Here is a 20,937-nt window from a genome sequence, read left to right on the forward strand (position 1 = left end):
CGGCGCATCCAATTCAAGGGACAGGGGATCGGGAATATGGCAGAAAACAATTCAAGCCGTGGTTGGATAATCGGGCTGGCGATCGTGGTCGCCGTGGCGATAGGCGCCTATTTCTTTCTGACCTCGGCGCCCGAGCCCGAGATACCGCCGGTGGTAAGTGAGCCGGAACCGGAGCCCGAGCCCAAGGTGGACCTGGAGCCGGAGCCTGAGCCCGAGACCGCAGATACCGGGGAGCAGGAGCCAGCCGCGGAACCCGAGCGCGAACTCCCTCCCCTCAATGAGAGTGACGAGGCGGTACGGAAGGACCTGCTGAGCCTGGCCCCGGACGGCGCACTGGGCCGCTGGCTGGTATCCGATGAGGTCATCCGCAAATGGGTGGCCGCCGTCAACGCCGCTTCCAGCGGCCAGATGATGGCCAAGAACCGGCCGTACAATTCACCTCCGGGATCACTCGTCGTGGAGAAGGAAGGGGCCACCGGTATGGTGCTCTCCGAAGAGAACTACCAGCGTTACGATACGCCGGTGCGCCTTCTGGCGAACATGAACAACGACGCCGCAATGAGGCTGTACAGGTTCTGGTACCCTCGCCTCGCGGAGGCCTTTGCCGAACTGGGAATGCAGGACAAGACCTTCCATGACCAGGTCCTGAAGGCGATCGACGTGGCTCTCGATGCGCCGGAAGTCGACCGGCCCATCCAGCTGGTGCGCCCGTCGGTCTACTACAAGTTCGCCGATCCCAAGCTGGAGAAGCTGCCCGGCGTACACAAGCTCATGATCCGCCTGGGACCCGACAACGCGGGGCGTGTGAAAGCAAAACTTCGGGAGCTGCAGTCGGAGCTGCAACAGTTCCAGCCACCGCGCCAGTAGCTCATTGTTTCGGGAGACAGCAGCTCGCCGTCTCCCTGTGAAACGGCTGCCGGGGCGCATTCCCGGCCGCCGCCCTTCACACCTCCGGGGGCAGGAACTTTTCGTGTTCCGGCATTTTCCTCACGGTGCCGTCTACCAGGGTCTTCAGGCTGGACATCAGGTCAGCGAGCTGCTCTCCGGTAAGGGAATCCGCAATCGTATGGTGGTCCTCGGGGATGACACCCTGGCCAATCAATACCTGTTGCCAGGCGACTTCGGTGAACAGGTCATCGTAATCCCGGAAGACCTTCCCCGTGTGCCGGAACAACTCGATTTTTTCCTCCAGGCTGGCGGGAATATCCATCCGCTCACAGTCGCGCCAGAAGTCACTGTCACGGCGCTGGTTGGCCTTGTAGTGCAGGATAATGAAGTCGCGGATACGCTCCATTTCAACCCGCGACTGCCGGTTGAATTCCGCCACCTCCTGCGGACGGATGCCCGCATGGGGGAAACACTTGATCAGGCGCGTGGCCGCGGACTGCACCAGGTGGATACTGGTTGATTCCAGCGGCTCGAGGAAACCACTGGAAAGCCCGATACTGACCACGTTCCGGTTCCACTGCTTGCGCCGGCGGCCGGTGCGGAAACGGATCAGGCGCGGCTCGTCCAGGGGCTCTGCATCCAGGTTTTCCAGCAGGGCGCCCTGCGCCTCCTCGTCGCTCCAGTGCCTGCTCGAATAGACCATGCCATTGCCCGTGCGATGTTGCAGCGGGATACGCCACTGCCAGCCCGCCTCGTGGGCAATGGAGCGGGTATAGGGAACCAGCGGTGTTAGCGCGGCACTCGGCACGGCGATCGCACGGTCACATGGTAGCCAGTGGGACCAGTCCTCGTACCCGGTGCCAAGGGTCTTCTCAATCAGCAGGGCAGCCATACCGGAACAATCCACGTACAGGCCGCTCTCCACCAGCTGGCCGTTTTCCAGGACCAGGCCGTCAACAAAACCACTGTGCGGGTCGACCTTCACCTCACTCACCGTGCCTTCGATCCGTTTTACGCCTTTGCTCTCCGCATAGCGGCGCAGGAACCGGGCATAGAGGCCTGCATCGAAATGGTACGCATAGGAAATACCGGGGAGGCTGGTGCCCGGGATCTGCGCCAGCGGGGCGAACTTGTTGTGACGCGCAGCCTGGTAGTTCAGGGAGTATTCCCACAGGCTGGCATCATTCCCCTGCTTCCGGCTCCTGTTCCAGAAATGGTGAAAATCACAGAAAGGAAAGTTCTTGCCGATGGAACCAAAGGCGTGCATGTAACTTTCACCCTTCCGCCACCAGTCCTCGAACTGGATACCCAGCTTGATGGTACCTTTGGTGGCCTGCAGGAATTCCCGCTCGTCCAGCCCGAGCGCCTGGTTGAAATTGAGGATAGGGGGAATGGTGGCCTCGCCAACCCCGACCGTGCCGATCTTGTCTGATTCCACCAGGGTGATGTTGATGGACTTGCCCAGTACCTTGGCCAGGAGGGCGGCCGTCATCCAGCCGGCAGTACCACCTCCCAGTACCACCACATCTTTTATTATCTTGTCGCTCACTATGTACACCTGAGATGGGGATATGTGCTGACTTTCACAAACAAAAAAGCCCTTGCAATAAACCTATTACAAGGGCTTTGGTTGGCTCAACCTCTAACCGCGGGGATTACAGCTCGTAGCTGAAGCCCAGCAAATAGATACTGCCATAGCTCTGGTAGTCGCGAACCTGCAGAGCGTTATCGCCACTCAGGGTGGTGAACGGCTCATCGGTGAGGTTCTGACCCTGCAGGTACACGGACAGACCCTCCAGGCCACTGATACCGGCATCGGCAAAGTCGTACCCCAGTTGGATATCGACGATGGTTTCACCCACGACATCGACCTGCTCAGTTGCGAACCCTACGCCATATACCTCGCCCTTGAAGTCGTCACGCTTGCGCATGCTGGCACGGGCAGAGAAGCCATAGTTTTCGTAATAGGCAGTCAGGCTCTGGATACTCTCGGACAGGCCCGGCAGCTCGTAGTCGTTGCCGTTGGGGTCCTGGATATCGGATTCCAGTCCGGTATGGCTGGCCAGCACCCCGAAACCATCCAGGCTCTCGGAGAACATATTGAACGGCAGGGCCACGGACAGCTCATAGCCGTGCAGTGTACCGCCACCACCATTTACCTTGCCGTAACCGGTGGCAGTGGAATTCGGCGGAACCTCGCCTGTCGCCGGATCTGCCACGCCTGTGAGGTCTACCTCGTAGTTGCCGTCAAAGGTCCACTGGTCCAGGTCTTTCCAGAACAGCGCCACGGAGAAATAGCCTTCTTCGCTGAAGTAGTTCTCATAAGACAGGTCGACCCCGACGGCCTCTTTCGGCTCCAGTTCCGGGTTGCCGCCACTGATACTCCAGTAGTTGCCGTTGCTATCCGGCTGCTGGCTGTAGCTCACCTCGACAGACGCATTCATCTCGTCCAGGCGTGCCCGGGAGATGGTTTTGGCTGCACCGAACCGCAGGGTCTGCTGGTCATCCAGTTCCAGCGCCAGGTTCAGGCTCGGCAGGAAGTGGCTGTAGTCGTGGCTGATATCGGTAGGGTCTGCCACTACCAGGCCGTCGACAGTATTACCGGCGAAGCCCTGTGAGTTCTGCTCGGTATAGACATAGCGCATACCGGCGTTACCGGACAGCGGCAGGCCGGCAACCTGGGTCTCGAAATTCGCCTGCGCAAATGCGGAAGTGACCTCTTCGCCGACGGACCAGGACTTGGTCAGGTGGCTGAGGTTGGTCAGCGACTCAGCCAGCAGGTTGTAGTAGCCGTCGTTCAGCATAGCCGCCGCGTCATAGGCGATCATGTCACCCATGCCGATGAAGTCGAGGGAGGCGGTACCGAGGCGGTACTGTTCCGGCACTTCCAGCATTTCGGGGAAGTTCGCCAGGGTCATGAAGTAACCCTCGGACTTCTTGGTCTTCTCGCGGTCGCGATAGGAAATGCCATAGGAGACCTCGTTGACGATACCCACTTCGACCATCTGGCTGGCGGCCAGCTTCAGCGAGGTCAGCTCGTCGTCGATTTCCGGTGTGTTCAGGAAGCCATCCTGCGCGGTATTCTCCAGCGGGGTACCGGTAATCCCGTACTGCTCGTTCAGCGCAGAGCTCCAGCCCCAGGTCAGCGGGCCGCCCATCTGGATCAGGTTCCAGTCGCTGTAGTCCAGGCCGTGCTCAAACTTCGCACCCGTATTGCCGCCGTCAAAAGTGTAAGAGAGGTCATCGGCTGCGCCCTGGCCGTCACCGCGGCCGGTACCGGCGTAGCTCTCAAAGCTCCAGATATCGCGCTCCACTTCAGAGTGGCTGGCGTCGAACTCGATCTGCAGGGAATCAGTGAGGTCATACTTGGTATTGAAGCCGAATGACTTCAGCTTCGCGGCACGTGTCTCCAGGTCGTTACGCACCACAACCCGCTGGCCTTGTGTGGTGGCGCCGGTTACAAAACCGGTGGCCGGGTCTACTGTCGCCGTGGCGGGATCGATGGAGCCCTGGCCCCAGGCGAACGGAATCTCGATACCGCGGAGGATTTTCTCGTCGGAGAAGTCCACGTACAGGGCATCGAAGGTCATATTGAGCTTGTCGTTCGGCTGGGCCTCGACCACCAGCATGGTGCTATCGCGATCGAGCACAGAGGAGCGCACGAACGGCTTGGCGCCCCCGAGGATCGAGTAGTTCTCGCCCTCGTAGGTGAACTCGGGATAACCCCAGGAATTCCAGCGCTCTTCCTGGTTCGGGGAGCTCATGGTGTTGTAGGCAAATGCCACACCGATGGTGTCGTCGGCGAACTGGTCGATGTAGGAGAAGGTCGCGCGGTGCCCGTCATCCTCGCCATCGGGGTTCAGCTTGTCGAAGCTGGTCATCTCATACTGGGTGTTCACCTTGATGACGCGCTCGCCCCGCTCCAGCGGCTTGACGGTCTGCATGTCGATCACACCGGCAATACCCTCCGCCTCGATGCTGGCCTTGGGGGTCTTGTAGACGGTGACGCCGCTCATGATCTCGGACGGATAGAGGTCGAATTCCACACCGCGGTTGTCGCCGATGGAGACCTGCTCGCGCCCGTTGAAGGTGGTGGCGCTCTCGTTTTCACCGAAACCGCGGATGGAAACGCGGCTGGCGCGTCCGTCCAGGCGCTGGGCCGCCAGGCCCGGCAGGCGGGCGATGGATTCGGCAATGGAGGAGTCGGGCAGCTTGCCGATATCCTCGGCAGAAATCGCCTCAACAACGGCCTTGGCATCGCGTTTGGTGTCGATGGAATCCATCACACTCTTGCGGAAGCCGGTAACGGTGACCTCTTCCAGCGACTTGGCACCCTCTTCCTGCGCAAGGGCGCCGAAGGAAGCAGTTGCCGTCGCTGCTATCGCTGCGGACAGCAGGGCTGGCCGGAAGCGCTTATTATTTGAACTCATCATCATCTCCCTGGACTTATCGTTATGGTGAGTACCCTGCATCCTAGGTATACCCATCGTCCTTGACCTCCTCCCCCGAGGGGGGAGGAGGGGGGAGAAACAGCGGCGCGCCCTGACCGGGCGTCCCGTTACACCGTAACTCGTCTGGCTATCTCGACAAAAATCTCATCTACGGCTCAGCGGTCAAGCTGGGCCGCCGCCCCCAACAGGGCCTGGAAGCCGGCATTCAACGTGTATACCGGCACCGTCAGCATCCAGTCACGCAGGCGCCCCTTGGCAAGGAAACGCTGCTCGAACTCGCTCTCGGGGAGCAGGGTCTCAATCCGCGGCAGTATGCCCCCGCCCAGGAAGATCCCGCCCCGGGCCGCAAAGTAGGCAGCCACATCGCCGGCGGTAGCGCCGAGCAGGTTGAGGAAATCGATCAGCGTCTCGCGACACATAGGATCGGTGCCCTCCAGCCCCCGCGCGCTGACATCCGGCGGGGTCAGCGCCTCTGCCCGGTGCCCGTTCAGTTCGCACACCGCGCGATAGAGGTTGACCAGCCCGCTGCCGGACAGGATCCACTCGTTGAATACCGGCTGCTGCTCGCGCAGCAGTATGCCCAGTAACTGCAGCTCGCGCTCGGTGGATACCGGCAGGTTGGCATGGCCACCCTCGCCCGCCACCACGTGATGGCGCCCATCGGCGCGAATCAGGCCAGCCACCCCCAGGCCGGTACCCGGCCCCAGGACGGCCATGGTGGCACCCTCGACCCGCGGGGCATCCCGCAGCACCTTGAAGTCCTTGTCGCCGAGCAGCGGCAGCGACAGTGCCAGGGCGGCAAAATCGTTCATCAGCTGCACCTCGGCCAAACCGTGGCGGACCCGCAAGCCGGCGGCATCGATATGCCAGCCCAGGTTGGTCATATAGACCTTGCCGCCGGTGTCATTCTTTTCGACCGGCCCGGCACAGGCGATGCATGCCCGCCGCGGTACCGGCTGCTCCAGTTCCCCCAGCCAGTGCTGCAGCGCGTCATCGAAGCCGCCGAACTCGCGACAGTTCACCACCCTGAGCGCCTCCAGCGCATAGCCCGAGGCGGTGGGTGTGGCAATGGCAAAGCGGGCATTGGTGCCGCCTATATCCGCGACGATACTTGTCATGTTGCTTCCTGTTGTCTCCCGGATTCAGCGGGCGCGTAAGTTAAGGTGCTCGCCCGGCTAATTCCAGCGGTTATGTACACTTTTCCTGCAGCTGTCGGTCCGGCTCCGGTCCCGCAACGGACGCCCCCGGCAATTGTAATAGGCTCTCGCCCCGCGTCCGGCAACCGGCGTCCTAGCCCTTCACCGCTCCCGACGAGAGCCCCGCCACAAGGAAGCGCTGCAGGGACAGGAACAGCAGGATCACCGGCAGTGATACCAGGATGGCGCCGGCAGCGAAGTAGCCCCATTCCGATGCGTAGTCACTGACGAAGAACCTCAGCCCCACGGGCACGGTATAGAGCGCCTCGTCATCCATGAAGATGGAAGCGAGGATAAACTCGTTCCACGCGGTCATGAATGAGAAGAGCCCGGTGACCGCAATGGCCGGGCGCGCCAGCGGCAGGATTATGCGGTAGAAGATGGTGAAGCGGGACGCCCCCTCCAGGAGGGCGGATTCCTCGATCTCGTAAGGCAGGGTGTCGAAATATCCCTTGAGCATCCACACGCAGAAAGGCAGCGCGGTAATGGCGTAGACCAGGACCAGCCCCAGCCAGCTGTTGCCGAGCCCCAGCCACTGCACCACGATCACATAGAGCGGGATCAGCATCAGCACTGCCGGGAACATCTGCGAAATCAGGAACAGTACCAGTCCCCGGTCCCGTCCGGGAAAACTGAAGCGCGAGAAGGCATAGGCCGCTGAGCAGGCCAGGGCCAGCCCCACCAGGGTGGTGCCCAGAGACACCACCAGGCTGTTCAGTAACCAGCGCAGGAACGGCTGCTCCGTCAGCACTGCGCGGAAGTTCTCCAGTGACCACTGCTGCGGCAGGGGTATGAGCGCCGCCAACTGCTGCCAGGCAGTCGCGTCCCCGGGCAGCTGCACCAGCTGCAGGGACTGCTGGCCGGAAAAGGCCAGGCTCACCACCCACAGCAGCGGGTAGACCACCACCGCACCGGCAAACAGCAACAGGGCGAAGCGCCAGCTGAAAATATCCGCCGCCGCCCGGCGCACAGGGCCTGCCAGCGGGGACCGAGGTACCGCTGGGCCAGCACTTGAGACCGTACGGCCAGTCATCGCGCCGCCTCCAGTGTCCGCGACACCCGCATCTGCCACATCGCGTATGCGAACAGCAGCGCCAGGATCACCATGGAGTAGGCCGCGGCATAGGCGTACTGGTATTTTTCGAAACCGATACGGAATGCCTTTGTGATCAGGATGTCGTTGGCACCCGCCGGGGCGCCGTCGCTGACCAGGTAGATGACATTGAACATATTGAAGGTCCACACCACCGACAGGATGATTGCCGGCACCAGCACCGGCTTCAGCAGCGGCAGGGTGATGGCGCGGAACTGGCACCAGCGGCCGGCGCCCTCCACCCGGGCCGCCTCGTAGAGATCCCGCGGTATCGACTGCAACCCGCCCAGGATCACCACCATCATGAAGGGGATGCTGAGCCAGACATTGGTCACCAGGCCGGTCATGAAACTCGCACCGACCGAATCGAACCAGGCCACCGGCGCCAGCCCGACCACCTGCAGCGCCTGGTTGACGACCCCGAACTGCGGGTGGAACATGCCCTTCCACACCAGTGCGGTGATGTAGTTGGGAATCGCCCAGGGCAGGATCAGCAACAGGCGGAACCAGGTGCGCCCGAGTATCGGCTTGTCCAGCGCCAGTGCCAGCACCAGCGCCAGCCCCACTGACAGCACCACGTTGCCGGCGGTCCAGCAGATGGTTACCAGCAGGGTCCAGTAGAAGTTGTCGTAATTGATACTCCGGCCCGCGCCCTCTCCGTACCAGAAATTCCAGTCACCCAGGATACTGGCGTAGTTGCCCAGTCCCTGCCAGCGCGAGAGGAACGGTGTGTTCTCATTCAGCAGGGTGGTGTCGGTAAACGAGAGCAGGAAGCCGTACAGCAGGGGGAAAAACACCAGCAGCAGCATGCCCAGCATCGCGGGCAGGATGTAGACATAGGCCGTGCGGTGTTCGCGCCAGGCGGCGGCGATCCGCCGGCGCCGGCGCAGGGCCGGTGAGAGGGCCGCCAGCGCCAGCAACGCCAGCCCGAGCCATGCCCAGGCCGGAATGGATCGTGGCCTGCCGGCCCTGTCCCCCGCCGCCTGCAGGTTCGCCACGTCGCGCCGGATCTCCCGCTGCAGCCGCTGCAGCTCACCCGCGGGACTGGCGGAACCCTTCACCACTTTGTTCAGGGCCTTCTCCAGCGGTTTCCACAACAGTGTCATCTGCGGCAGGTTGGGGATGGGTACCGCCGTCTCCAGCTGGCGCCGGAAGGCCATGGTGTTCGCATCGCGGGCTACTTCGGGATGGGTGTAAGCATTGAGATTGGCCGGCAATTGGCCGCCCGCCATGGCCATGTGCAGGGCAGCGCGCTCGCCGGTGAGGTAGTTCATCAGCCCCAGGGCCGCCTGCTGCCTGCCGCTCCAGGGAGAGAGGAAGAGACCTTCCACCGCCACCCAGGGCGCCAGCGGCCTGCCGCTCTCGCTGTTCTGTGGCAGCGGGGCCACAGCATAGTCGATACCCTCGCTGATCTCGCCGAGCAACCAGGGGCCGCTGATGACCATCGCTGCCCGCCCCTGGTTGAACAGGTTGGTCACCAGGGTGCTGTTGGGCTCCTCGGGCAGGATGCCCTCTTCCCGGACCCAGCGTGCCAGCTGCTCCAGCGAGCGAACATTGCCGGGACTGTCGAGCGCCAGCCGGCCGTCGGCATCGAAAGGGCCACTGCCGAAACTGTTCAGCAGGGCACCGTGGAAAAAGGGCTCGGTATAGCTGTAGGCGAGCCCGAAACGGCCGCGCCGGCGGTCGGTCCGGGCCCGGGCCAGCGCCAGCAATTCGTCGGTGGTCTCCGGGGCATGCCGCACCAGTGCGCGGTTATAGATCAGCGCCGTGCTCTTGAAGTTGAACGGCAGGCCGTAAAGGCGACCCTCGAAGCGCATTGCCTCCACCAGGCTGGGAGGAAAGCGTGCGAGAACCCGCGCGGGCACCAGGTCATCGACCGGTGCAACCGTATTGCCGGCGCGCGCCCAGCCGCCGATGCGGTCATGACCAAAGATAAACAGGTCCGGCCCCTGCCCCCTGGGCAGGGCCGCGGAGAGCTTGTCGGCAAAACTGCCGAAGGGAACCGCCAGGGCCTTCACGCGGGCGTCCGGCTGGTTGCGGTTGTAGTCCTCCAGCAGCTGCTCCAGCGCCCGTCGCTCCTCGCCGCGGTAACCGTGCCAGAGCAGCAACTCCTCGCGAGGCTGGGCGTACACCAGCTGGGCCACCAGGGCCAGCAAAAGCAGGAACACCTGGCCCAGTAGCCTGGTGGCCGAAGTCTCGATCACAGCGCCGGCTCCGCGCTCTCCACCGGCTGGGACAAGCGGATGCGCCGCTGGCTGTCAGCATCAAACAGGTAGGCCGCACGCGGATCAAAGGCGAGCTCGATGGTTTCGCCGGCCGCCAGCGGCCGCAGGCCGGGAAGGCGCGCCACCATGCGCGTATCACCCTCGCCGAGGTGCACCAGCATCTCGGCACCCAGGGTCTCCACCATCTCGATGGCGGCGCGCAGGCGCGGCCAATGGGCCGGTGCAGCCGCGGCGTACTCGAGCTTTTCCGGGCGCAGTCCCAGCAGGAGTTCGCCGGGCAGGCCCTCGAGGCCTGCCAGGGGCACCTCCAGTACAGCATTCCTCAGCGCCCGCCCCAGGTTTTGCACCGCAACGATATTCATCGGCGGCGAGCCCATGAACCCGGCCACGAACACATTGTCCGGGTCGCCGTATAGCTCCATGGGTGTGCCCACCTGCATAAGCTCGCCCCCGTTGAGGATGGCGATACGCTGGCCGAGGGTCATGGCCTCAACCTGGTCGTGGGTCACGTAGACGGAAGTGGTGGCAAACTCCCTGTGCAGGCGGCCGATATTGCCGCGCATCTGCACCCGCAGCTCGGCATCCAGGTTGGAGAGGGGCTCATCGAACAGGAACACCTGCGGGTCCCGCACCATCGCGCGGCCCAGGGCCACCCGCTGGCACTGCCCGCCGGACAGCTGGCCGGGCCTGCGCCCGAGCAGCCCGGTGAGGCCGAGGGTTTCCGCCGCGCGCTCAACCTTCGTGCGGATCTGCGCTTGCGGCTCCCTGCGCACCCGCAGGCCGAAGGCCATGTTCTCGAATACGGTCATGTGCGGGTAGAGGGCGTAGTTCTGGAACACCATGGCCACGTCGCGCTCACCCGGTGGCACCCGGTTGACCAGCCGATCGCCAATCCACAACTCACCTGCAGTCACCGACTCCAGGCCGGCGATCATGCGCAGCGTGGTGGACTTGCCGCAGCCGGACGGGCCCACCAGCACCATGAACTCCCCGTCGCGCACGGACAGGTCGAGTCCCGGCACCGTCGGCGGGCTGTCGGGATACTGTTTGACGACCCGCCTGAACTCAATACGGGCCACGGCAACACCTCGCGGTGGCGCGGACGCCGGTCGGGAACTGGGAGCTGGGTATATTCATCGACGCTAGGCTTCGTCTTCTTATGTTTCGGGCACAACAATCGCACAAAAATAGTGCCATGCAACGGCCCCTGGGGCAGCCGGCTATTCTTTACCGCCGACCGCACCGCGGCATCCACCCCGTACAGGGCGTAGGCCTGCCGTTCCGGGCGGCTGCATGACCGGTGGCATGGCAAGGGACTTGTGGCGAAATCCACGCTGATCCGGGCCGACAGAGGGGTGCCGGCAAAGACCGGGACAATAAATGAACACCTCCAAAAGGTCAATTTTTAGACAGCCGCGTAGGCACACTGCCTTCCAGCGAGCTGTCGAGCAACCGCCGCCCTGATTGAATTGGGCATGGGGTTCCCCCACTCCGCCGGGTTAGAATCATCGCCCGTACAAACATAACAAGGGGAAACCGCCGTGAAAAAAGCGTTCCTGTCACTGGCCATCGGCGCGTCGCTGGGCGCCGCCATCCCGGTCACCGCCGCCGAGCCAGGCAAGCTGCTGGACAAAACCGAGGGCAAGGTGATCGAGTGGCGCCGCCACCTCCACCAGAACCCGGAACTGGGCAACCGCGAGTTCGAGACCGCCAAATACGTGGCTCGCCACCTGAAATCGCTGGGGATCGAGGTGGAGACCGGCGTCGCCCATACCGGGGTGGTGGGACTCCTGAAGGGCGGGAAGCCCGGACCTACGGTGGCGCTGCGCGCGGACATGGATGCCCTGCCGGTGACCGAGCAGGTGGACCTGCCGTTTGCCTCAAAGGTGAAGACCACTTTTAACGGTGAGGAAGTGGGCGTGATGCACGCCTGCGGCCACGATACCCATGTGGCCATGCTGATGGGTGCCGCCGAGGTGCTCGCCGCAATGCGCGATGAACTCCAGGGCAATGTGCTGTTCGTGTTCCAGCCCGCCGAGGAGGGTGCCCCCGAGGGCGAGGAAGGCGGCGCAGAGCTGATGCTGGAGGAGGGACTGTTCAGGAAATACAAGCCGGAGGTCGCCTTCGGCCAGCACGTTACCTCCAACCTGCCGGTGGGCGTGATCGGCTATCGCTCGGGCCCGCTGATGGCCAGTTCCGACAAGTTCCGCATCATGGTGAAGGGCCGCCAGACCCACGGTTCCCGTCCCTGGGGAGGGGTCGACCCTATTACCGCGGCGGCGCAGATCGTGATGGGTACCCAGACCATTGTCAGCCGCCAGATAGATATCACCAAAGAACCGGCGGTGGTCTCCTTCGGCAAGATCGACGGCGGGGTGCGCAACAACATCATTCCCGATGAGGTGGAGCTGGTGGGTACCATCCGCAACTTCGACATGGACAACCGCCAGCAGATTTTCAAGCGGCTGAAAATTACCGCCGACCATATCGCCCGGGCCAGTGGCGCCGAGGCGGAGGTGACCATCTACGAAGGCTACCCGGTCACGGTCAACAACCCCGAACTTACCCGGGAGGCGCTGCCCGTCCTGCGCGAAGTGGCCGGTGAGCAGAAGGTCATGGAGATCCCCAAGATCACCGGGGCCGAGGACTTCTCCTTCTTCGCCAACGAGGTGCCCGGCTTCTACTACTTCCTGGGCGTAACCCCGGAGGGGAAAGACCCGGCAGCCGCCCCCAGCAACCACTCGCCGCGGTTCTATGTGGATGAGGCAGCGCTGGAAGTCGGCACCGAGGCCCTGACCCGGCTGGCTCTCGACTACATGCAGAAGTACAGTCGCGACTAACTTTACCCTGCCATGACACCACCCGGGGCCGCGGGGCCCCGGGGCTCCCCTCCTGCACTGGCCGTACGCCGCTTTCGAAACTAACCTTCTGCAATGATGCGAGGCTTTTGGCGCCAGCGCCGTGCCTCGCCAACCCGGCGCACCGGCCAGCCGATCCGGCGTGCAGCGCGACGACCGCGCGCGGCACCACCGACACTGGTGCGTGTGGGCCTGGTACCGCCCGGCGGGAATCGCCAGTCAACAAGCAGGGGGCATGCCCTATGCGAATCTTCGAAGAGATGGAATCCGAGGTGCGCGGCTATGTGCGCTCCTTTCCCACGATATTCGACACCGCCCACGGCTCGGAGATGTTCGATGAGCAGGGCAAGCGCTACCTCGACTTCTTTGCCGGCGCCGGTACGCTCAATTATGGGCACAACAATCCCCTGATCACCGATGCGCTGATCGCGCACCTACAGCGGGGCGGCATAGTGCACGGGCTGGACAAGGCCACGGTAACCAAGCGCGCCTTCCTTACGAAACTGCGCGACACCATCCTCGCGCCGCGCAACCTCCACTACAAGGTACAGTTCACCGGACCCACCGGCACCAACGCCGTGGAGACCGCCATGAAGCTGGCGCGCCTGGTGAAGCGCCGCTCGAATATCATCAGCTTCACCAACGGCTATCACGGACTGACCCTGGGCTCACTGGCCGTCACCGGCAATTACGACTACAAGGACGAGACCTACGGTTCCCGCAGCAACACCGCCTTCATGCCGTACGACGGTTTTCTCGGACCGGACGTGGATACCATCGACTACATGCGCCGCTTCCTCGAGGACGGCAGCAGCGGCGTCGACCTCCCCGCAGCGGTGATCCTGGAAACCGTCCAGGGTGAGGGCGGTATCAATGTCGCCAGTGTCGAGTGGCTCAAAAAACTGGAATCGCTCTGCCGGGAGTTCGACATCCTGATGATCGTCGACGATATCCAGGTGGGCAATGGCCGCACCGGCACCTTCTTCAGCTTCGAGCGCGCGGGGATATTTCCCGATATGGTAACCCTGTCGAAATCCATCGGCGGCGGCCTGCCCATGGCCCTGCTGCTGATGCGCTCGGAACTCGATCAGTGGCAGCCCGGCGAGCATACCGGCACCTTCCGCGGCAATAACCTGGCGTTCGTCGCCGCCACCGAGGCCCTGGCTTACTGGGAAAGCGACGACCTGTCCCAGGCAGTGCTACGCAACGGCGAGCTGATACAGAAAGAGCTGCAGCGCATTGCTGACAAGTATCCGGAGCTGGATGCCCGCGTGCGGGGACTGGGAATGGTCTGGGGTATCGAGCTGCCCCAGAGCGGTGTCGCTGGCGCCGCCTCCGCCGAGTGTTTCGAGCGCGGCCTGCTGGTCGAAACCGCCGGCGACCGCGACCAGGTGCTCAAGCTCCTCCCCTCGCTGCTGATTGAGGAAGAGCTGCTGCGGGAGGGACTCGGCATTATCGACGATGCGCTGGGCGTGCTGGTGGAGAAACGCCACAAGGCCATCGGCGGGTAGGGCTGGCCCATGGCGGATATCATCGTCAGCAAGTTCGGCGGCAGCTCGGTGGCCAATGCCGGGCAGATTCAAAAGGTGCGGCGGATCGTGGAGGAAGACTCCAGGCGGCGCATCGTCGTGGTGTCCGCACCCGGCCGCAGCAAGTCGTCGGAGCAGAAGATTACCGATCACCTGTTCAATATTGCCACTGACGGCATGCACTTCCGCGACCAGCGCCTCAGCATCCCGGTGGCGGACAGCAAGCTGGCGGTGATCGAGCGCTTCACGGAAATCCTGCAACAGCTGGATATCTCCGGGGAGGGCATTATCGAGGCGCTGAAACAGGACCTGGACTGCAAGCTGCGCGGCGACCGCCGTGTGGCATTCCTGGCCTCGCGCGGAGAGCACTACAACGCCCGCATCATCGCCGAGTATTTCCAGGCGTCGGGGATGGAGGCCGAAGTTGGGCTGCCAGAGGATTTCGGCCTGCTGGTAAGCGAGCAATTCCTCAATGCGAGCCTGCTCCAGGAGGCCTACGGCAACATGCAGCAGCTGGGCGGAGAGAAAATTACCGTGGTGCCCGGTTTTTACGGTGTCACCAAAAGCGGCGAAGTGGCGGTTTTCTCCCGCGGCGGTTCCGACTTGACCGGCGGTGAGATTGCCCGGGGCGTCCACGCCGCCAGTTATGAGAACTGGACCGACGTCAGCGGGGTTTTCGAAGCGGACCCGCGCCTGGTACCCGAGGCACGCGCCATCCCCCGTCTCACCTTCAAGGAGATTCGCCTGCTATCCAGCAAGGGTTTCAACGTCTTTCACCTGAATGCCATGCTGCCGTGCAAGGAACGCAAGATTCCCATCCACATCCGCAATACCAATGCGCCCGAGGAAGGGGGAACAGTGATCCTGTTCGAGCGGGTCCCCGAGGAGGGGGTGGTAGGCGTGGCCCGCCTGGACAGCGTCGCCTATATCTATCTCGAGAAGGATATGCTGGGAGAGGAAATCGGCTTCACCGCCGACCTGCTGGGCATACTGCGCGAATTCGGTATCCAGACCTACCACTTCCCCACCGACAAGGACGACATCGCGGTACTGGTAAACCAGGACGACCTGACCGGCGCCATCAATGACCTGCGCCGACGTATCGAGCAGCAACTGAAACCGGATTTCATGGATGTGGTCTACAACCTGTCAATCCTCACTGCCGTGGGACTGGGCCTGCAGGGTAATTCCTACCCCATCGTCGATGCACTGAGCGCGCTGGGCAAGGCGCATATCCCGATCGAGATGATCGACCAGAGCCCCTCGCAGATCTGCTTTCATATCGGCGTACAACAGACAGTGGCCGACGATGCCCTGAAGATCCTGTACCGGGCGCTGATCGGCTAGCAGAAATTAGCCGACCCGAAACCAAAAAGGGCGCGGTGATAGACCGCGCCCTTTTTTGATTGGCTGGCTGTTACGCCGTGCGCGAGCGCGACGGCCGGCGCCGGCGCCGTGGTGCCTGGCCGTCACGATTGCCATCGTTGTGGCGGCGCTCACCCCGGTTGTCACCGGCTCCGCGGCCACCGTCGCGGCGACCGCGAGCGGGGGCGCCGGAGTTGCCGCGCGGGCTACCGCCCTTGGGCGCGGAGGTCGGCAGGCTGTGGTCCGGCTCGAACCCCTCGATCTCCTCGCGCGGAATCGGTTTCTTGATCAGCCGCTCGATATCCCGCAGCTGCTTGATCTCGTCGGCGCTCACCAGCGACACCGCCTGCCCGCGGGCACCGGCGCGGCCGGTACGGCCGATACGGTGCACATAGTCCTCGGGTACATTGGGCAGGTCGAAATTGACCACCTGCGGCAGCTGGTCGATATCGATACCGCGGGCGGCGATATCGGTGGCTACCAGCACCTGCACCTTGCCGTTCTTGAAGTCCGCCAGTGCCTTGGTACGCGCATTCTGGCTCTTGTTGCCGTGAATGGCCGCCGCGCGGATATCGTCGCCCTCAAGCTGTTTCACCAGCCGGTTGGCGCCGTGCTTGGTGCGGCTGAATACCAGCGCCTGGTGCCAGCCATTCTCGTGGATCAGGTGGCTGAGCAGTTTCTGCTTGCGCGTCTTGTCCACCGGGTGCAGCTTCTGCTGCACGCTCTCCGTGGTGCTGTTGCGCGGGCTTACATCGATCTCCACCGGGTCGTGCACCAGGCCCTTGGCCAGCTGGCGGATCTCCGGCGAGAAGGTGGCCGAGAACAGCAGGTTCTGGCGCTTCGCCGGCAGCAGCTTCAGCACACGCTTGATATCGTGGATAAAGCCCATGTCCAGCATGCGGTCGGCCTCGTCCAGCACCAGCGCCTCCAGTCGGTCGAAGCGGATGGCACCCTGGCCGTGCAGGTCCAGCAGGCGTCCCGGTGTCGCCACCAGGATGTCCACGCCGCCGCGCAGCCGCGAGATCTGAGGGTTGATCTTCACGCCGCCGAACACGCAGGCGTGCTTCAGGGGCAGGTACTTGCCGTACAGCTGCACATTGTCGAATACCTGCGCCGCCAGTTCGCGCGTGGGAGTCAGCACCAGGGCGCGCACCTGCTTGTCTTTTGCCCTGTCGCCGCCCATCAGGCGGTGCAGCAGCGGCAGGGTAAAGCCGGCGGTCTTGCCGGTGCCGGTCTGCGCCGCGGCCATGATGTCGCCACCGCGCATTACCGCAGGGATCGCCTGCTCCTGGATCGGTGTGGGTTTTTCGTAGCCCTGCTCGGCTACCGCGCGGGCCAGTTCCTGTGCCAGGCCCAGATCTTCAAACAACATAAAAGTCCTCAGGTTGCGCTTCACGCAACTGAACAGATCCCCGCCCTTTGGCGGGAAAACCAAGAAAACCAGAGATCACGAACTTATTCGATTCGCTCTGCCGTCATGTGACCGGATATTCATTAACCGGTTCGGTGCGGCATTCAGTAGGGAGTTCCAGGGGAGACTTTGGAAAAAGCATTCCAGGGAGGATGCCGCGCGTGGTAAGGCGGCCTACAGATGACGCAGCTGGCCTGATGCCAGCGCGGGCACTATAACATAAAGGACCCGACCGGGAAGTTTTCTTTTCCCGAGTCGCGCGGCGCCCCGGCCACGGGTGTGTCACCGTCCAACGATATGCACGGGAACGCTTTCAACAGCATCCCCTGCTCCCCTTTATGCTTTGCACTGCCCGCCGTCCACCATAGTGTTTCTTCAACAGCCGGAAATGGCCGGCTTTTAAATACACCTGGAATCCAAGGGTCGAGTTTGAACACCTGCCAGGGAGCCCAAGCTTACTCGGGAGGGGGAAGAAAATGTCCAGCTATTACTGTGAAAACTTCCAGCCGGAAAACGTCGCCCTGCACGATGGCCGCGAGGTGCAGATACGCGCGGTGTGCAAGGAGGACGGCGAGCTGGAGAAACAACTGTTCGAGGGCCTGTCCCCGGAGCTGCGCCGCGACCGCTTTCTGGGCGGCAACCACAAGGTCAGCGAGAAGCTGCTGGCACTGTTGACCGATAACGACCACAACCTGCACGAGGCGCTGATTGCGATCGCTGATCCCGACACAGATCCCCGTGCCGTAGGGGTGGCACACTACGCCTGCGATGCCAGTGGCCATGCCTGTGAGTGTGCGGTCGTGGTCGCCGACGACTGGCAGCACGTTGGCCTTGGCCGCCTGCTGCTGCAAAGCCTCACGGAGATCGCCCAGGGCCACGGACTCGACGAAATCTACTCCGTCGAGTCGGCGGAAAACCATCACGGCGAGCGACTCGCCCGGGCCATGGGCTTCCAGGCCCACGCGGACCCACACGACTACACGCTGCTGACCTACACCAAGTACCTGCACCCTGATTACCTGGTGAGCAGAGAGGCGGCAACCGGTGTGGGGCGCGGACAGGCCAGGCACTGACCCAGCGATAAACTATAAGGGCGCTTCCCACCCCGCTCGTCACGGAAGGGAAACGCCCCCAGACCAAGCTACCCGGTTCGCGGAGGGGCTTGACCAGCCCACGCACCGGCGGCGTCGCACAACGATATTAATTTTCATGGAAGTTCAAAAAGCTTTTTTCGACGGCGCACTATTATCAATCCCGACGCCGGACGCCGCCGCCCACTTCGGCTGCCTCACTTTTGAGGGGTAACGGCTTTTTCTGACACCTCCCCATTCGAGTAAAAATATTGAACAGCAGAGGCCAGGCCAGCAGCCGGAAACTCAATCACAACCCCCGACCCTGATAAAGAAATCTTAGGTTGGTCACTACAATTACCTATTGAATCCGACATGAAATAGGGGGTTAAAGAAAAATCAAATAACGTATAGGTGGCAGGGCATCCAGAGCCACCTGAAGCCTCTTGCAGTATCAAGTACCTCAAGCCCGTTCCCGCGTCATGAAAAGACTCAACCTCCACCAGTGAGCCATCGAAACGCCTGACCACATCCCCGCCATAAACGACTTCGAACACCGGGAAAAAGTCCTGCTCGACCTCCCTGAGTAACTCAAGCTTTGTGCCAGACTCGGAAACAGCAGAGAAATCGACATCCCAGCTCTCACTCGCCGTGGACATGCAAGACATACATATCAGGCATAAAAAAAGGGAATAGCGAATCACGGTTTAATCTCCTTTCACCTACCTATCCGGTGAAACTGCTTTGTGGATACAGTGCTATCACCTAGTGGTGCCGGGTCTAGCTACCGGAACCAAATGCTGCCCCCATCTACCCGCCTTCTGCCGGTAAATGTATTTTCAGGCACGGCTGAAGCACGGATCCCGGTCACTTGACAATTGACTGCCGTCATAACCATTTCCTGGAATCATTTCAATTAGCTTCTTCATAGCCGCTGCCCTACAGAGGCGCGCCAGGCAATCGGAGTATTCGCTAGATGCCCTTCAGCGTCACCAGGTGAGCGTCGGTAGCTGCATCTCCAGACTCTTTTGCCTTGTGAATTCTCTTCCTGAGATCAGACAGGGCTTCCTGGAAGTCTGAGTTTTCCTCTGCTGCGGGGTTGTTGTGCAAGAGCATTTTCAATGCATTAGTGGCCACAACAAATTTTCCCTGCATTGCATAGCACCGGGACATCACCAGCATGGAGCCCAAGTCATGGAAGGTTTTTTCATCCAAGGCGGCTGCCTGGTCGACGGATGAAACAGCCTGATCACAGTTGCCAAGGGCATAGAATGCAACGGCAGCTGCCTGATAGGCCTCAGCCATGGGTTCGATTTTTGCAGAGGCTATGAAGTGTTCCAACGCCTCATCAAACCGTTGCTCCGAGCTTAACAGTTTCCCCAGCACAAGTTGTACCGCCGCACTCTGGCTGTGATTCCGCAGGAAGCCCTTTAGCACCCGCATAGCCTCGCGCGTGCTGCCCCGCGCGGCGTATACCCTTGCCTGCAGTATTACAAAATGCTCCTCGTATATACCAAAGTCTGGCTTAGCCGATACCACGGCAAGTGCTTCATCGAAGCGCTTGTTTGTAGCAAGAAGTCGGGCCTTCACCAGGTCATAATAATGATCACCGCCACATTTCTCCTCCATGTCCAGCAGCGAGTCCAGCTTGGCAGTATAAGACTGACCGGAAGCTAAGCCCTCCTCGACCTTTACCCGGCAGAGTTCTGCAGCGCCGCACTCCGCCATAAAGAGGAATCCCAGGGCAAATAAAATGTGCTTCATAATCCATTCCTATCGCACTTACAGATTTTGATTTCTTGTTTTCGATATTTCTTTACTGGCGTTACTTTAATGGTTACTGCCAGCTAGCCGCGGAGGACATAGTTAACAGCTGTAGGCCCCCTCCGGCGGCGCGGGATTTCATCCATTCACGAGAGGCAAGGTACCCGACGCGCCGTCAGTCTTGCGGCACACTGCTGTCGATACCGCCAGCCTCTGCTGCGCGGATATCCCGCTCGAGCATTGCGATCGCCTGGTGGAACTGCTGGTCCTGCTCGGCGCGAGGATTGTTCTCCGCCAGCACCCCGAGCAGGTTCCGTGCGACCACAAACTTGCCCTGGCTGGCGTAGCACCGCGAAGCGACCACCATTGCATCAATATTGCCGTAGGTGGCCTTGTCCAATGAGGCAGCCTGCTCGATTGCCACAATGGCCTCACCACAGTTGTCGACTATATAGAGCGCCCTCGCGGTACTGATGTAAGCCTCGGGTGTGGGCTTTAGCTTTATGGATGCTATAAAGCTCCGAACAGCCGGGTCGAACTTCTTTTGCTGCAGCTGCATTTCGCCGAGAAGCAGGTGCGCACGAGGACTATCGGGGTGGGCCCGCAGGTAGCGCTGCATGATCGTCTCGGCCTTGTCGAACCGGCCCAGCTTGCCGTGCGAGCTGGCCGCGAGAATCGCATATTCTTCCGGAAATTCGACGACTTTACCTGCACCCTCGACCATGGCGATCGCTTCGCCGTATTCGCCGGCCCTTGCATGCAGCTGCCCGAGGACCAGCAGGTGGTATTCATTTCCGTTACAGGTATTTTCCATAGCGGCGATACTGGAGGCTTTCTTCGCGAGCGAGAAATTTCCCTTAAGGACCTGGTCCACCTGTTGGCGGCAGGTATCGGCGGAAGCGTGTGCGGCGGCAAGCAGCCCGAGAATGGCGAATATAATCTTCATGCGGTTATCCCTAACATGGCAAAAAAAACTTTGGCCCTATCCCCGACAGCGGGGGGTTATTTTTCTCTAACCGGAGCCAGCCTATAGGTATTTATTGAAAACCTCCACCCGCGCTGGCTGTTTCCGGATAAGGGGGGGGGG

The 20,937-nt window shown here is 61.9% G+C and carries 15 protein-coding genes; 5 read left to right on the plus strand and 10 right to left on the minus strand.

Annotated elements, in window-relative coordinates:
* Positions 1-36 precede the first annotated feature (36 nt).
* Entirely contained in the window at positions 37-867 is an 831-nt protein-coding gene (locus BLT26_RS06740) for a DUF3014 domain-containing protein (protein ID WP_091510590.1), read from the plus strand.
* A 76-nt stretch (positions 868-943) separates the two neighbouring features.
* On the opposite strand, the gene BLT26_RS06745 is transcribed toward BLT26_RS06740, so the two are convergent.
* The 6 genes from BLT26_RS06745 to BLT26_RS06770 form a co-directional block, all read right to left on the minus strand.
* On the minus strand, positions 944-2,437 hold the full coding sequence (locus BLT26_RS06745; RefSeq protein ID WP_091510593.1) for a tryptophan halogenase family protein: 1,494 nt from the start codon (positions 2,435-2,437) through the stop codon (positions 944-946).
* A 106-nt stretch (positions 2,438-2,543) separates the two neighbouring features.
* The gene (locus BLT26_RS06750) at positions 2,544-5,318 is read right to left on the minus strand and encodes a TonB-dependent receptor (protein ID WP_091510597.1); all 2,775 of its coding nucleotides are present in this window, start codon (positions 5,316-5,318) and stop codon (positions 2,544-2,546) included.
* Between the two features lie 176 nt (positions 5,319-5,494).
* Positions 5,495-6,457, minus strand: a complete 963-nt coding sequence (glk, locus tag BLT26_RS06755) for a glucokinase (protein WP_091510601.1) — start codon at positions 6,455-6,457, stop codon at positions 5,495-5,497.
* Positions 6,458-6,629: 172 nt separating this feature from the next.
* A complete protein-coding gene (locus tag BLT26_RS06760; protein WP_245720622.1) occupies positions 6,630-7,505 on the minus strand; it encodes a sugar ABC transporter permease in 876 nt (291 codons plus the stop codon).
* Positions 7,506-7,564: 59 nt separating this feature from the next.
* Positions 7,565-9,832 (minus strand): extracellular solute-binding protein, encoded by a 2,268-nt coding sequence (locus BLT26_RS16550; protein ID WP_217631388.1) that lies wholly within the window; start codon positions 9,830-9,832, stop codon positions 7,565-7,567.
* Positions 9,829-10,932, minus strand: coding sequence for an ABC transporter ATP-binding protein (locus BLT26_RS06770; protein WP_091510608.1), 1,104 nt, complete (start codon positions 10,930-10,932; stop codon positions 9,829-9,831). The genes BLT26_RS16550 and BLT26_RS06770 overlap by 4 nt, the downstream gene beginning before the upstream one ends.
* 462 nt (positions 10,933-11,394) lie before the next feature.
* Here BLT26_RS06770 and BLT26_RS06775 point away from each other — a divergent pair, with 462 nt between their 5' ends.
* The 3 genes from BLT26_RS06775 (at position 11,395) to BLT26_RS06785 (ending at position 15,587) form a co-directional block, all read left to right on the plus strand.
* Entirely contained in the window at positions 11,395-12,693 is a 1,299-nt protein-coding gene (locus BLT26_RS06775) for an amidohydrolase (RefSeq protein ID WP_091510611.1), read from the plus strand.
* Between the two features lie 260 nt (positions 12,694-12,953).
* Entirely contained in the window at positions 12,954-14,222 is a 1,269-nt protein-coding gene (ectB, locus tag BLT26_RS06780; RefSeq protein WP_091510614.1) for a diaminobutyrate--2-oxoglutarate transaminase, read from the plus strand.
* A gap of 9 nt (positions 14,223-14,231) precedes the next feature.
* On the plus strand, positions 14,232-15,587 hold the full coding sequence (locus tag BLT26_RS06785; protein WP_091510618.1) for an aspartate kinase: 1,356 nt from the start codon (positions 14,232-14,234) through the stop codon (positions 15,585-15,587).
* A 70-nt stretch (positions 15,588-15,657) separates the two neighbouring features.
* Here the strand turns inward: BLT26_RS06785 and BLT26_RS06790 are convergent, their stop codons facing one another.
* Positions 15,658-16,977, minus strand: a complete 1,320-nt coding sequence (locus tag BLT26_RS06790; protein ID WP_091510622.1) for a DEAD/DEAH box helicase — start codon at positions 16,975-16,977, stop codon at positions 15,658-15,660.
* Positions 16,978-17,492: 515 nt separating this feature from the next.
* Between BLT26_RS06790 and BLT26_RS06795 the strand changes: the two genes are divergently transcribed.
* On the plus strand, positions 17,493-18,089 hold the full coding sequence (locus tag BLT26_RS06795; protein ID WP_091510625.1) for a GNAT family N-acetyltransferase: 597 nt from the start codon (positions 17,493-17,495) through the stop codon (positions 18,087-18,089).
* 215 nt (positions 18,090-18,304) lie between these two features.
* On the opposite strand, the gene BLT26_RS06800 is transcribed toward BLT26_RS06795, so the two are convergent.
* The 3 genes from BLT26_RS06800 to BLT26_RS06810 all read right to left on the minus strand — a co-directional run bounded on the left by BLT26_RS06800 (position 18,305) and on the right by BLT26_RS06810 (position 20,796).
* Positions 18,305-18,790 carry a hypothetical protein gene (locus BLT26_RS06800; protein ID WP_091510628.1) on the minus strand — a complete coding sequence of 162 codons (486 nt, stop codon included), beginning with the start codon at positions 18,788-18,790 and terminating at the stop codon, positions 18,305-18,307.
* Positions 18,791-19,058: 268 nt separating this feature from the next.
* Positions 19,059-19,850 (minus strand): tetratricopeptide repeat protein, encoded by a 792-nt coding sequence (locus BLT26_RS06805; RefSeq protein ID WP_091510633.1) that lies wholly within the window; start codon positions 19,848-19,850, stop codon positions 19,059-19,061.
* A gap of 175 nt (positions 19,851-20,025) precedes the next feature.
* Positions 20,026-20,796: a tetratricopeptide repeat protein gene (locus BLT26_RS06810; protein WP_091510637.1), complete on the minus strand. Its 771-nt coding sequence runs from the start codon at positions 20,794-20,796 to the stop codon at positions 20,026-20,028.
* Positions 20,797-20,937: the final 141 nt, after the last annotated feature.

This window comes from Microbulbifer yueqingensis, from assembly GCF_900100355.1.
GTDB classification, from domain to species: Bacteria; Pseudomonadota; Gammaproteobacteria; order Pseudomonadales; family Cellvibrionaceae; genus Microbulbifer; species Microbulbifer yueqingensis.

Bases quoted from the DNA above. Each gene is read 5' to 3' on its own strand.
- BLT26_RS06805 (WP_091510633.1), bottom strand. From the start codon at position 19,850: ATGAAGCACATTTTATTTGCCCTGGGATTCCTCTTTATGGCGGAGTGC.
- glk (WP_091510601.1), bottom strand. From the start codon at position 6,457: ATGACAAGTATCGTCGCGGATATAGGCGGCACCAATGCCCGCTTTGCC.
- BLT26_RS06790 (WP_091510622.1), bottom strand. From the start codon at position 16,977: ATGTTGTTTGAAGATCTGGGCCTGGCACAGGAACTGGCCCGCGCGGTA.
- BLT26_RS06785 (WP_091510618.1), top strand. From the start codon at position 14,232: ATGGCGGATATCATCGTCAGCAAGTTCGGCGGCAGCTCGGTGGCCAAT.
- BLT26_RS06795 (WP_091510625.1), top strand. From the start codon at position 17,493: ATGTCCAGCTATTACTGTGAAAACTTCCAGCCGGAAAACGTCGCCCTG.
- BLT26_RS06810 (WP_091510637.1), bottom strand. From the start codon at position 20,796: ATGAAGATTATATTCGCCATTCTCGGGCTGCTTGCCGCCGCACACGCT.
- ectB (WP_091510614.1), top strand. From the start codon at position 12,954: ATGCGAATCTTCGAAGAGATGGAATCCGAGGTGCGCGGCTATGTGCGC.
- BLT26_RS06740 (WP_091510590.1), top strand. From the start codon at position 37: ATGGCAGAAAACAATTCAAGCCGTGGTTGGATAATCGGGCTGGCGATC.
- BLT26_RS06750 (WP_091510597.1), bottom strand. From the start codon at position 5,318: ATGAGTTCAAATAATAAGCGCTTCCGGCCAGCCCTGCTGTCCGCAGCG.